Genomic DNA, 14,347 nt, shown 5'->3' with positions numbered 1-14,347 from the left:
AATATACCCTCAAAAACTACCTCTAACAAGATGGAGAGAAAAAAATCGGCCTAAAGTATGAGGAAATTAGAGCTAGTTAAGTCATTAAAATAAGAACATTAATTAAAATTATTCTAATATTAAATTAGTTATACTTGAAAATAGCGCCGTCTAATGATTTAATGGTAATGTTAGAATAAAGTTGTATTATTAAAGTACTTTTTAAAAACCAATATAACAAATATACGGTTTTTGTGTTTTTATATAAAATGATAAATCAAGTAAACATTTATAGTTTATTTAATAAAAAAAGGAGAACTAAAAGATGAAAAACAAAAAATTATTGATGAACCAACCTATGATTCGTCATGCCTCTTTGTTTGGAACGGTTCTGTTATCGTCTACAACACTGTTACCAGGAATGACAGCACTAGCTGCAGAAAATATAAAAGATAATAACATCACTACACAAAATGGTTTAAATAATCAAGAAGAGTTAAATTCTAAAGAAAATTGGACATTTTTATCGATTTTAGGATCTGACGAGTGGACAGAAAACACAACACCACTTGATTTGAAGCTAACTTTAGAAGCTCATCAAACAGAGCAAATGGATGCGCTTATTCAAGTGTCACCTAATACGATTGTTAATACGGAAAAAGCTGATTTATCTATTAAAGATGAAACAGGAAGAGTTATTGGTTATTATGAGGTTAATCGTAATACCAACCAACTGCATTTAATATTCACAGAGAAACAATTTACTAAAGCAATCATTAATGTTCCACTGGATTTTAAAAAAGCAGATTTATCAGAACAAACAGTCGCTGTTTCGATTGGAAAAAGTATTATAACAAAGACTGTTAAAACAATTGCTAATCCCCAAAATGACGGTACATTAGTTGAGGATGAGACAAATACTACTCTCGCTAAGGGAACCACTGACTCGACAGATGCTTTATCAGATGAAGTTTCAGACAGCTCTTTTGATACTACCTATGACACTAATCAGTCTATAGATGAAGTAAATGATTCTCAAAATACAGGTACAACAGACTCAGAGACCACACAGTCATCTGACATAACTGAGGAATCATCAAAAGAAGAACCAAAAGAAGAACCAAAAGAAGAACCAAAAGAAGAACCAAAAGAAGAACCAAAAGAAGAACCAAAAGAAGAACCAAAAGAAGAACCAAAAGAAGAACCAAAACCTGCAGACATTGTTGTTCCAACACCTAAAGTTGCTACTTTGAGAGCCGCAACGCCACAAGCGGCCTTTATCGAGAGTATTGCTTCTCATGCGCAAAGTGTTGCCGCTGCAAATGATTTATATGCTTCCGTTATGATAGCTCAAGCTATTTTAGAAAGTGGTTATGGGACAAGTACGTTATCCTTACCACCAAATCATAATTTGTTTGGGATTAAAGGAACTTATAATGGACAGTCGGTTACGATGCCAACGCAAGAATTTTATGGTGGTCAATATGTCACAATTAATGATGCGTTTAGAAAATATCCATCTTATCGTGAATCACTAGAAGATAATGCGAGAGTATTAAAAACAACTTCATTTTCTCCAGGAGTATATTTTTATTCAGGAGCTTGGAAATCAAATACTAACTCTTACGTAGATGCGACAAAATGGTTAACAGGAAAATATGCAACAGATCCTACTTATAATACAAAATTAAATAATTTAATCGTCACATACAATTTAACACAGTATGATGATGCCAATTATAGTGGTCCTGTAACTACACCAACAGGAACCGGTTCATCTACAGGAAATAATGGGTCAAGTTCTTCAACAAATGCATCAGGAACTTACACAGTCAAAAGTGGTGATACACTTTATAAAATAGCGTTAAATTATGGTATGACCGTTCAAGAGTTGAAAAATTTAAATGGTTTAACGAGTGATTTAATCCGTGTGGGGCAACAATTAAAAGTAAAATCAACAATATCAGATGCTAGTGTATCTGATGAGGCTCCCACGCCAGAATCAAGTCATAATGGCACAACGGGGAACACTATATCTAATAATAATGGTAGCAGTGAGTCATCCTCTACATACACAGTCAAAAGTGGCGACACACTTTACCGAATCGCTTTAAATAATGGTATGACTGTACAAGAGTTGAAAAATTTAAATGGCTTAACAAGTGATTTAATCCATGTGGGACAACAGCTGAAGGTTAAAGGTGTGGCGACTAATTCTAGTAGTACAACAACGTCCACAAGTAAAGCTACGTCATCAACAAGTACCAATGCTGACACAACAACTCATACTGTTAAAAGTGGCGATACGCTATATGGTCTTGGATTAAAATATGGACTAAGTGTACAAGAAATTAAATCATTAAATAATTTAAGTAGTGATACCATTTATGTAGGACAATCTTTAAAAGTGCGTAAACAAGTTACATCATCTTCAAGTCCGTCAACAAATACGACTCAAGCAACTCATACTGTTAGAAGTGGTGACACGTTATATGGTATTGGATTGAGATATAATGTATCAGTTAATGATATTAAAAAATGGAATAATTTGACGAGTGATTTAATCCATGTCGGTCAAACATTAACCATTTGTCAAGCGACTAAAACAAGTACGCCGATTGCAACACCAGTTTCTACGAGTACAAATGTGTCGAGTTATCAAGTGAAAAGTGGCGATACGTTATATCGAATTGCTCTAGCTAATAAAACGACTATTCAAGCACTAAAACAAGCTAATAATTTAACAAGTGATTTCATTTATGTTGGTCAAGTTTTAACGTTACCAGGAGCGACAAGTGTTGTAACATCTAAAAACATACGTCACACTGTAGCACCAGGTGAATCACTGTGGTTGTTATCACAAAAATATAATGTGAGTGTGTCTCAAATTAAAGACTGGAATAACTTATCTGGTAATATTATTTATGCAAATCAAGTCTTACGAGTAAGCTAGTTGTCAAAGTAGCATTCATTTGATATGATGAACCTAATAATATAAAAACAAGTGACTAAGAAGTAGTAAAGTAGAAAGTTTTTAAGAGAGTATGTGGTTGGTGTAAACATATAAATGGACTATTTGAACTTGTCTTAATAAAAATTTACTTGTCGGAAAATCTATTTTCGTTAACATGGATTAGAGGTGCACTAGTATATCTAGGCACAAATTTAGGTGGTACCACGTCAGTCAACGTCCTATGAAGACACAAAAGTGTTTTTATAGGGCGTTTTTTTACATAAAATTTTAGGAGGAAAATTCATGGCTTATAATCATTTACAAATTGAAAAAAAATGGCGCGACTATTGGAAAAAAGATCACACGTTTAAAACAGGTGAAGAAACAGACAAACCAAATTTTTATGCACTAGATATGTTTCCTTATCCATCAGGTCAAGGTTTACATGTTGGTCATCCTAAAGGTTACACATCAACCGATGTTTTATCACGTATGAAACGTGCACAAGGGTTTAATGTGTTACACCCAATGGGATGGGATGCGTTTGGTTTGCCAGCGGAGCAATATGCATTAGACACAGGAAATGACCCAGCGGAATTTACTGAAAAGAATATCCAAACTTTTAAACGTCAATTTGATGCGCTAGGATTTAGTTTTGACTGGGATCGTGAAATCAATACAACAGATCCTTCATACTATAAATGGACACAATGGATTTTTACAAAAATGTTTGAAAAAGGATTAGCCTATGAAGCAGAAGTTCCCGTGAACTGGTGTCCAGCGTTAGGAACAGTCTTGGCTAACGAAGAAGTGATTGATGGAAAATCAGAACGTGGCGATCATCCAGTATACCGTGTTCCAATGAAACAGTGGATGTTACGTATTACGGCATATGCGGATCGTTTAATTGATGATTTAGAGTTGATTGACTGGCCAGAAAGTATTAAAGAGATGCAACGTAATTGGATTGGACGTTCTGAGGGAGCTAATGTGACGTTTGGCATTAAAGGAACAGACAAACAATTCACCGTGTTTACAACACGTCCTGATACTTTATTTGGTGCAACTTACGCGGTTATGGCGCCTGAACTTCCTGTAGTTCAAGAAATTGTCACACCAGAACAAAAAGACGCGATTGATGCGTACATAAAAGAAGCAGAAAAGAAAACAGATTTAGACCGTACAGAATTATCAAAAGAAAAAACAGGTGTCTTTACGGGTGCTTATGCAGTAAACCCAGTGAATGGTAAAGAAATCCCAATTTGGATTGCAGATTACGTGTTATCAACTTATGGAACAGGTGCGATTATGGCAGTTCCAGCTCATGATGAACGTGATTACGAATTTGCGAAAACATTTGATTTAGAGATTGTTCCTGTTTTAGATGGTGGAGATGTTTCTAAAGAAGCTTATACAGGAGATGGCGACCACATTAATTCTGATTTCTTAGATGGAATGAATAAAGAAGATGGTATTTTAACCATGATTAAGTGGTTGGAAAAAGAAGGAATCGGAGAACAAAAAACAAGTTACCGATTGCGTGATTGGTTATTTTCTCGTCAACGTTATTGGGGTGAGCCGATTCCAATTATTCATTGGGAAGATGGGACGATGACAGCTATTCCGGAAGAAGAATTGCCATTAGTATTACCAAAATCTAAAGATATTAAACCAAGTGGAACAGGTGAATCACCGTTAGCAAATATGACAGATTGGATTAATGTGGTAGATGAAAAAACGGGCATGAAAGGTCGTCGTGAAACCAATACCATGCCACAATGGGCAGGAAGTTCATGGTATTATCTAAGATTTATTGACCCACATAATGACGAACAATTGGCAGACCCAGAAAAATTAAAAGAATGGATGCCAGTTGATGTGTATCTTGGTGGAGCAGAACATGCCGTTCTCCATTTATTATATGCTCGTTTCTGGCATAAATTCTTATACGACATTGGAGTAGTTGAAACCAAAGAACCATTCCAAAAATTATATAACCAAGGCATGATTTTAGGTGAGAACAATGAAAAAATGTCTAAATCAAAAGGTAATGTCGTTAATCCAGATGATATCGTAGAACAATACGGAGCAGATACATTGCGTTTGTATGAAATGTTTATGGGTCCACTTGATGGATCGATTGCTTGGAGTGAAAAAGGTTTAGAAGGAAGTCGTAAATTCTTAGACCGTGTGTGGCGTTTGTTTATTGATGAGAATTTTGTGTTGCGTGATCGTATCACAAAACACAATGATGAAGCTTTGACTAAAGTGTATCATCAAACAGTGAAAAAAGTGACGGAAGATTATACTAACTTACACTTTAATACAGCCATTTCTCAACTGATGACGTTTGTCAATGAAGCGTATAAGGCAGAAGCTTTGCCAGTAGAATACATGAATGGATTCTTACAATTATTAGCTCCTGTTGCACCGTTTATTTCTGAAGAGTTATGGGAAAGAATGGGAAATAAAGGCTCAATTAGTTATGTAACTTGGCCAACATATGATGAATCAGCTCTAGTTGAAGACACAATTGAAGTTATTTTCCAAGTAAATGGTAAAGTACGTGGAAAAGAAGTGGTGGCACGTGATTTATCAAAAGAAGCATTGGAAGAGATTGCCATGGCACATGAAGGCGTGAAAAATCAACTTGAAGGAAAAACCATTCGAAAAGTGATTGTGGTACCAAATAAATTGGTTAATATTGTGGCAAATTAAAGTTAAGATTGTATTTAAATCGTTTAAAAGAGTTTGCATAAACGTACAATTGTCGATACAATTAAACCAGTATATTGAAGAAAGTTGGTTAGAATCATGCCAAATCGAGAAATTTCTTTTGATGCAACTGCAAAAGAGTTGAATGCAAAGGAAAAAATGGTTCGTGGCTCTTTATGGATGACAATAGGAAATGTTTTTTCTAGGTTGTTAGGTGCAGCATATGTGATTCCCTGGTATGCATGGATGGGGGACAACGCACAAATTGCGAATGCACTGTTTAATAAAGGTTACAACATTTATGCACTGTTTTTAATGATCGCAACAGCCGGTATTCCAGGTGCTATTGCAAAACAAATCTCACATTATAATTCATTAAATGAGTATGGAATTAGTCGACGCTTATTTAGACGAACAATGGTGATTATGGGGATTTTTGGAGTAGTCTGCTCAGGGATTATGTATTTATTTGCTCCGATATTAGCAGATGGGAATGCTGATTTAATTCCTGTGATGAGAGCATTAAGTGCGGCTATTCTCATCTTCCCAATGATGAGTGTGATTCGTGGGTATTTCCAAGGAAATCAAAATATGATGCCATCAGCAGTATCACAAATCATTGAACAAATTGCTCGTGTATTTTATATGTTACTAATGACGTTTATTATCATGAAAGTAACCACAGGAGATTATGTAGATGCGGTGATTCAGTCAACCTTTGCGGCATTTATTGGAATGATTGGTGCCTTTGCGGCGTTGATTTGGTTTTATAAAAAACAAAAATCACGTATGGATTATCTTGTAGCTAATAGCTCGAATGAGGTTGAGATTTCTGAAAATCATTTGATTAAAGAAATGATTAAACAGGCAATACCATTCATTATTGTGGGGTCTGCCATTACGTTATTTAAATTAGTCGACCAGTACACGTTTGAGCGAATGATGGCAAGTTTTACTAATTATTCGTCTAAGCAATTAGAATCTTTATTTAGTATTTTTAGTGCTAATCCAGATAAATTAGTGATGATTACAGTATCACTGGCTACTGGGATGGCTATGACTAGTTTGCCATTAGTGACCGAAGCCTATACAAAAAATGAAAAACCAGAGTTGGCTAAACTAATTAGTGATAATATTCAGTTATTATTGTTTATTATGGTCCCAGCAACCTTGGGGATGATTGTGTTAGCTCGTCCAATGTATGTGCTATTTTACACATCTGATGATTTAGGAATTAGTGTGTTGATTGAAGCGAGTTTAGTTGGGTTAGTGATGGGCTATTTCATTTTAATCTCAACCACACTTCAAGGTTTATATCGAAATAGAGAAGCCATTATGTTACTGGGTCTAGGATTAATAGTAAAATTAGTCTTACAATACCCAATGGTGCGTATGTTTGAAACATATGGCCCACTTGTCTCAACTGCGATTGGGTTAGGTGTTTCGGCGTTATTGATGACGCGTTCTATTTATCGTATTACGACGTTTGATTTAGCAATGACAGCTAAACGAATTTTGTTAATTGTGATATTAGGTGCAGTGATGTCTTTAGTTACATGGCTTGTACGTAGTGGTTTATACACGTTTTTAAACCCTGACAGAAAATTTCAGGCTTTCATTATCATTATGATCTGTGTGGTGTTTGGTATCATTAGTTATGGATGGCTCGTATTACGAGTTCGCTTAGCTGACCAATTACTCGGACCGAAAGCACGTAAGTTTCGTCGGAAATTTAGAATAAAATAAACAGGAAGAACATCTATTTAGGTGTTCTTTCTTTCATTAGGAGAAAAAAGATGCGGTTAGATAAATTTTTAAGTCACACAGGATTTGGTAGTCGTAAAGAAGTGAAAGAGTTACTAAAGAAAAAGCGAGTGACAGTAAATGGCGAAGTGGTAAAAGAAGCAAAATATTTAGTGGATGAGCTGAGTGATAGTGTTTGTGTTGACGGGGAAAATATCCTGTATGAAAAATTTGTCTATTATATGTTGAATAAGCCTAAAGGTGTTATCTCAGCAACAGAAGATACTTCATCTCGAACAGTTATTGATTTAATTAAAAAAGAAGACTATAAAAAAGGATTATTTCCTGTTGGACGCTTAGATAAAGATACAACGGGGCTGTTATTATTGACGAATGATGGGGCATTGGCTCATGAACTATTGTCTCCTAAAAAGAAAGTTCCTAAATTGTATCAAGCATTGGTTCAAGGAAAAATGACAGATGAAGATATCGATATTTTTTCTAAGGGAGTGATTCGCTTAGATGGGGATGAGTGTCTACCCGCTAAGTTAACCATCTTATCTATTGATGAGAAAAAAGAACAAAGTATCATTCAATTAGAAATTATGGAAGGAAAATATCATCAAGTCAAACGTATGGTAGATGCTGTTGGAAAAAAAGTGATAGAGCTTGAAAGGCTTGAAATGGCTAATCTTAAATTAGATGAAAATTTGGCTCAAGGAAAGTATCGTACATTAACTGAAATAGAGAAGGAAAAGTTAAAAAATAACGAATAAACTAGCTTAAATATTAAAATATATTATCTAAAAGAATGAAAAAATGATATGATAAAGTAAGATAAAATCAACAGGAGGTATTTTTGTATGACAATCGATTGGAGAAAAGAAGTCGAAGCTCGTCGCGAAGACTTAATGAAAGATTTATTTACGCTACTAAGTATTCCTAGTGTTAGAGAAGATGAACTAGCTACAGAAGATGCACCAGTTGGTCCTGGACCAAAAGCGGCGTTATTAAAATTTTTAGAATTAGGAGAACGTGATGGTTTCTTAACTAAAAATGTTGATAACATTGCAGGTCACATTGAATTTGGTGAAGGCGATGAAACATTAGGGGTATTTGGTCACGTTGACGTAGTACCAGTTGGCCCAGGTTGGGATACAGATCCATTTGAACCAGTAGAAAAAGATGGACGTATTTATGCTCGTGGTGCAAGTGATGATAAAGGGCCTACAATGGCTGCTTACTATGCCTTAAAAATTATCAAAGAATTGGGATTACCAGTTTCTAAAAAAACACGTGTTATTTTAGGGACGGATGAAGAAAGTGAATGGAAATGTATGGACCACTATTTAGAAGTGGAAGATACACCAGACTTTGGTTTTTCACCAGATGCTGAATTTCCAATTATTAATGGCGAAAAAGGAAACACAACGATTTTAATTGAATACCCTGGTAAAAATGAAGGAAACTTAACATTAGTTAAATTTGATTCAGGTATGCGTGATAATATGGTACCAGAAACAGCAACTGCTGTGGTTGAAATTTCTGGTGACATCAATGCATTTGAAAAAGAATTTGAAGAATACTTAACAACAGCTCCAGTAACAGGTGATATTGAAGTAGTAGGTTCTACTGCGACTTTAACGGTTCATGGTAAAGCAGCTCATGGCGCTATGCCAAGTAAAGGAATTAATGCTGGTACTTATTTAGCAAACTTCCTAAGCTTCTATGATTTCTCAGGTTCAGCAAAAGATTATCTAACAACAATTGCTGATTATGTACATACTGATACTGAAGGTAAAAACTTTGGTGTGAATCATGCGGATGACATCATGGGTGAATTGACAATGAATGCTGGTGTGTTTAAATTTGATTCTTCAAGAGATGATAATATTATTACGTTGAACTTCCGTTATCCTAAAGGGTTAACTGAAGAGATGATTTTTGATCGCATTTCCGAAAAAACAGCCAATACATCAGCTAAAGTGATTCAAAAAGCTGGTGGAAAAGGTCCTCATTACGTGTCTCCAGAAGACCCATTGGTGAAAACATTACTAGAAGTTTATGAAGATCATACAGGTCTTAAAGGTCATGAACAAGTAATCGGTGGTGGAACGTTTGGTCGATTATTAGAACGTGGTGTTGCTTATGGTGCGATGTTCCCAGATAGTATTGATACAATGCACCAAAAAAATGAATTTATTTCAGTGGATGATTTAATCAATGCAACAGTGATTTATGCTGATGCGATTTATCGTTTAATCAAATAAGAAAAAATAACCCCGTCAAACGATATTCGTCTGATGGGGTTATTTTAATGAAAAAACGACCGTGCGTCTTTTTCGAGTTCAATGGCTTTTGCCGTATAGTTTGTAAAATAAGAATCTGCTCCTAGATCAATAGCTTTGTTGATATCATCCATACTGTTTAACGTCCAAAAATTAGCTTGTTTATTAGCATCATGAATCATCTGAATAATGTCTTTAGACATAAATTTAGAATGTAAGGAAACGATATCCACGTAATCCATACGACAGGCATTTTTAGCTTCTAATTCATCTTTCGCTAATACGAGCGTCTTCATATTAGGGAAGGTGCGTTTAATTTTTTCTAAACTAGTTAACGTCCTTGCCTGGACAGTCACTTGTTTTTCCATATTGTTTTGTTTAATAATCTTTTCAAATAAATCGACTTGTTTGTCATTTTCTTTTAGTTCAATGACATAATGAGTTGTTTTTTTATAACGGTCAAAGACGTCTTGTAAACGTAAAATATGCTGATGATTGTTAGTTTCTAAGTGATTAATTTCGTCATCTGTCATTTCTGAGTATAATCGGTCGACACCTGTCAGGCGTTTAGCACTATCATCGTGAGACACATATAATGTACCATCTTTTGAGGTGACTAAGTCTTGTTCAATATTACGTGATCCATATAATAAAGCTAAATAATAAGCTTGGAAGCTATGTTCTATTTCTTCTCCACTGGCTCCTCTATGAGAGTATATTTTATTTATGATTTGCTTATGTGAGTAAGATTGCAAGAATATAACTAATAGAACACAAAAACAACTTAACAGTATAAATAATAAGTATTTTTTCTTTTTCATGAGATACTCCTTTATAAAGGTTATAACATAAAATATGAAAAAAATAAATCACATAAAAAAAAGAGTCCCTTAATGAGAGGACTCTTTTAGTATGGATTCATTAATCGGCACGTAAAGCAATAGCCGCATCTTTTTTCGCTGCGATTTTTGCTGGGATATGACCACCAAGCATGGTTAAAATAGTTGAAATAATGACTAAAATCAACGCATGTTTTGGATTTAGTTGTGCCACATTTTTTAAGTCAGTTAATTTATATAATAAATTATTGATAGGAAACGTGGCAGCATAAGCAATCAGAACACCTAATGAACCAGAGGCGATACCTAAAATACAGGTTTCAGCATCAAATACACGTGTGATATCCTTTTTTCTAGCCCCTAAAGCCTTTAAGACACCAATTTCTTTTGTTCTTTCAAGAACAGAGGTATAAGTGATGATACCAATCATAATCATACTAGTAACAAGTGAAATTCCCGCAAAGGCAATTAGAACATAAGTTATCGCATCCATTAGGCCACCAGTTAGTTGTGTCATAGTACCAGCTAAATCAGTGTATAAAATCCGATCTTTTTTATCTTTTCCTTTATTGTATTTGTCTAGATAGGTTAGAATTTGTTCTTTATCACTAAAGTTATTTGGATAAATTAAAATACTTGAGGGGATACTAGTTCCTCCAAGATAGGCAAGTAGGTTATCTTTAGCTTGCGCATCAAGAGACTCATTGTTCATCACGTTTTTATTACTATCACGTTGAGCTTTGACAATATCCGATTGTTCATTTTCTTCGACAATTTTTGCAGTTAAATCATTGCTATAAGCAAAACCAGGTGAGAGTAAATTCATGTTAGACGATGCTTTGACACGTAAAATCCCACTCACACGAATGGTGGTATTATTAGTGTTATCATACATTTTTTTATAATCTGTATTTGGAATGAAATTACCAGTTGGGATTTTTTGATAATACTCATTGTTAGAAATTAATTTAAATTCTTTCCCCACAATATCGTCAAATGGTAAGGGCTCATTTTCTTTGACGTCTAACCCAATATTTTTTAAAGCATTAATATTCGTTGCATTTTGTTTATCAACAATTAACACAACATCAGTTGCAGAGGATGGATAATCTCCCGCAATGACATTATAGTTTTCTTTTAAAAAGTCTTTTGAGTCATTGTTAAGTTTTGTTGGAAAAGATGAAATACCAATGCCAGTCATGGAAGACATGGCCGCTTCCATAGAATTACCACTATTTGGCGCAGTATTTGAAAAACTAATCGGTTTAATATCGCCATTGACATCCCCTAAAATATTCATAGCCACCGTTCTTGAGTAACCAATACTATTTGTTAAAGCAGGATCGATGTTTTTAATATAGTCCACATAGTCTTGATTAATATTATTAACATGTTGTGCTTTATCTTGTTCGCTTTGTTTCGGTGTGACTTCTTTTTTCTTAGAATAAGAACCTTTATCACTACCTAAAGCATTTTTTTGATTCATGGTTTGATCTGTTGTAACTTGTGAAATAGTAATAGGAAACTTCGACAGTGTTTCTGTTTGTGTTTTATCAATTTGCTTTTGAAAGCCATTAGATAAAGATAACACAATCCCAATACTAATAATTCCGATACTTGAGGCAAACGCTGTTAGTAGGGTTCTACCTTTTTTTGTACGCAAGTTATTGAAGGATAGTTTTAATGCAGTGAAAAAACTCATTTTAGTTCGTTTTAATTTAAATTCATTTTCGTGAGTTTCTTCGGTATAGGGATTAGAGTCATTTTTTATTTTTCCATCAGAAAACTCAATGATACGATCAGCGTAATCGTAAGCTAATTCTGGATTATGTGTCACCATAACAACTAATTTTTCTTTAGATAGCTCTTTGATTAAATTCATGATTTGTAGACTAGTTTCAGTGTCTAATGCACCAGTGGGTTCGTCACATAATAAAATATCAGGATCATTGGCGAGGGCTCTAGCGATTGCGACACGTTGCATTTGTCCACCAGATAATTGATTTGGCTTTTTGTGCATGTGTTCAGCCAGTCCAACTCGTTCTAGTGCAGCTGTGGCATGTTGTCTTTTTTCTTCTTTTGATACACCACTGAGCGTCATACCAAGTTCGACGTTCTCAATAATCCCAAGATGACTAATCAGGTTATAACTTTGGAACACAAAACCAATCGAATTATTTCGATAAGCATCCCAATCACCATCTTTGAAATCTTTAGTGGATTTTCCATCAATAATCATGTCACCAGAATCATAATTATCGAGTCCACCAATGACATTTAGTAAAGTAGTTTTCCCAGAACCACTTGCTCCTAAAATGGCAACAAATTCTTGCCGTCTAAATGATACAGATACACCGTCAAGTGCTTTTGTTGTTGTGCCACCAACCGTGTAGTATTTTTTGATGTTCTTTAACTCAAGCATGTGGATTTCCTTCTTTCTTTTTCAACATGTTATTAATAATACTTATCAATAAACTAACTTTTATTATAACAAAAAAAATTGGATAAGCTAGATAAACCATAAGTTCTTATAAAAAAGTGGCTTAACTTAATAAAGTTGTCCACATTTTCTGTGGACAAGTGTGCATAACTTTTTAATAGACAGTTTTATTATCTATATAGGTTGATAATATCGACTTTAAATTTTAGGTAAATTAAGTGAAAATAGCTGTTCGTGTGTAAAGATAATGTAAAACCTGTGGATAAGTCTGTGGACAATGTGTATAAGTTTTTAAAACCTTGAAAAATTAATCTTTTTAATGTGAAAAACTTTTATGTGGATAACTAAAACTATCCACACCCTTTTTTTTGTTCGCCAATGAGAAGTACTTTACAGGAATAAATAGAACTTATCCAAATAAACAAAATGATTTGGATAAGTTCTAAAAGTCAATTATCTTTTAAGAGAGTTATTTTCCTCTAAAATGGTTGGTTCAAGACGTTGAATCGTTTTATATGCTGATTGCAAGTATTCAGGACTTCCTTCAGAAAAACCATACGAAAAATCAGTATTTAAAAAGGCATCTGCCATTTCTTTTGCGAGATAGGGTGTTATAAGCAAACCACCCATTGCCAGTACATTCGCATTATTGATTTTTCTTGATAAAGTAGCTGTTTCAATACTTTCACACAAGGCAGAATAGACACCAGTAAATTTATTTGCGATAATGTTCACACCCATGCCAGTTCCACAAAAAATAAATCCACGATCATATTCTTGATTGGCTATGGCTTTTCCAACTTCAAAACCAACTGAATAGTATGCCTGTTCATTATTTTCGGTAATATCTGTTACATCCAATCCTTTTGATAGTAAATGTTTTTTCACATCATTTTTTAAAGCTAAGCCAGAAGGATCTGCTCCCATAATAATTTTCATGATTTTCGCTCCTTTTATTTTTTAACATATAAAAGTAAAATATGTCTATTTTTATTTTATAAAAAAACATAATATATGTAAAATGATGTTATTGGATGATTAATGATTAGTTATAAAACAATAAAAAAAGATGAATCTCATTTATAAGATTCATCTAGATATGATTTTATTTTTTGTCTTCATGTTTTTTGAATTTGTCTTTTACATCATCAACAACTTCTTCTGTTTTTTCTTTAATCTCAGAGGATACTTCTTTTACTTTGCCTTCAGCTTGTTTTAAAAGACCTTTATGTTTTAACTTGTCATTATTTGTAACGTCACCTGCAGTTTCTTCTACTTTACCTACCGCTTTATCAACTTTACCTGTATCAGTCATGTTAAATTCCTCCTATTTCTATGAATGTATCTTAACTATATATCAAAATACCTAAAAAATTCAAATGAAAGCCTT

9 protein-coding genes are annotated in these 14,347 nt (G+C 34.1%); 5 read left to right on the top strand and 4 right to left on the bottom strand.

What is annotated here, in order from left to right:
* The first annotated feature begins 304 nt into the window (after positions 1-304).
* The 5 genes from CBF36_RS07875 to pepV all read left to right on the top strand — a co-directional run bounded on the left by CBF36_RS07875 (position 305) and on the right by pepV (position 9,660).
* Entirely contained in the window at positions 305-2,932 is a 2,628-nt protein-coding gene (locus tag CBF36_RS07875) for a LysM peptidoglycan-binding domain-containing protein (protein WP_125957907.1), read from the top strand.
* A gap of 303 nt (positions 2,933-3,235) precedes the next feature.
* The gene (gene leuS / locus CBF36_RS07870; protein WP_125957906.1) at positions 3,236-5,650 is read left to right on the top strand and encodes a leucine--tRNA ligase; all 2,415 of its coding nucleotides are present in this window, start codon (positions 3,236-3,238) and stop codon (positions 5,648-5,650) included.
* Between the two features lie 96 nt (positions 5,651-5,746).
* On the top strand, positions 5,747-7,393 hold the full coding sequence (locus CBF36_RS07865; protein WP_125957905.1) for a putative polysaccharide biosynthesis protein: 1,647 nt from the start codon (positions 5,747-5,749) through the stop codon (positions 7,391-7,393).
* Positions 7,394-7,443: 50 nt separating this feature from the next.
* Positions 7,444-8,166 carry a pseudouridine synthase gene (locus CBF36_RS07860; protein ID WP_125957904.1) on the top strand — a complete coding sequence of 241 codons (723 nt, stop codon included), beginning with the start codon at positions 7,444-7,446 and terminating at the stop codon, positions 8,164-8,166.
* A gap of 87 nt (positions 8,167-8,253) precedes the next feature.
* Positions 8,254-9,660, top strand: coding sequence for a dipeptidase PepV (gene pepV, locus CBF36_RS07855; RefSeq protein ID WP_125957903.1), 1,407 nt, complete (start codon positions 8,254-8,256; stop codon positions 9,658-9,660).
* Between the two features lie 44 nt (positions 9,661-9,704).
* Here pepV and CBF36_RS07850 read toward each other — a convergent pair whose 3' ends face one another.
* The 4 genes from CBF36_RS07850 to CBF36_RS07835 form a co-directional block, all read right to left on the bottom strand.
* A complete protein-coding gene (locus CBF36_RS07850) occupies positions 9,705-10,499 on the bottom strand; it encodes a glycerophosphodiester phosphodiesterase (protein WP_125957902.1) in 795 nt (264 codons plus the stop codon).
* Between the two features lie 100 nt (positions 10,500-10,599).
* Positions 10,600-12,939: an ABC transporter ATP-binding protein/permease gene (locus tag CBF36_RS07845; RefSeq protein WP_125957901.1), complete on the bottom strand. Its 2,340-nt coding sequence runs from the start codon at positions 12,937-12,939 to the stop codon at positions 10,600-10,602.
* A gap of 471 nt (positions 12,940-13,410) precedes the next feature.
* On the bottom strand, positions 13,411-13,896 hold the full coding sequence (locus CBF36_RS07840) for an RpiB/LacA/LacB family sugar-phosphate isomerase (RefSeq protein WP_125957900.1): 486 nt from the start codon (positions 13,894-13,896) through the stop codon (positions 13,411-13,413).
* Between the two features lie 166 nt (positions 13,897-14,062).
* Complete coding sequence (locus tag CBF36_RS07835; RefSeq protein WP_125957899.1) at positions 14,063-14,272, bottom strand: CsbD family protein; 210 nt, start codon at positions 14,270-14,272, stop codon at positions 14,063-14,065.
* Between the last annotated feature and the right edge of the window lie 75 nt (positions 14,273-14,347).

The sequence above is a fragment of the Vagococcus bubulae genome (assembly GCF_003950315.1).
Classification (GTDB): domain Bacteria; phylum Bacillota; class Bacilli; order Lactobacillales; family Vagococcaceae; genus Vagococcus; species Vagococcus bubulae.
Note: the sequence above shows the minus strand (reverse complement) of the source record. Positions and strands in the feature narration are given on the sequence as shown.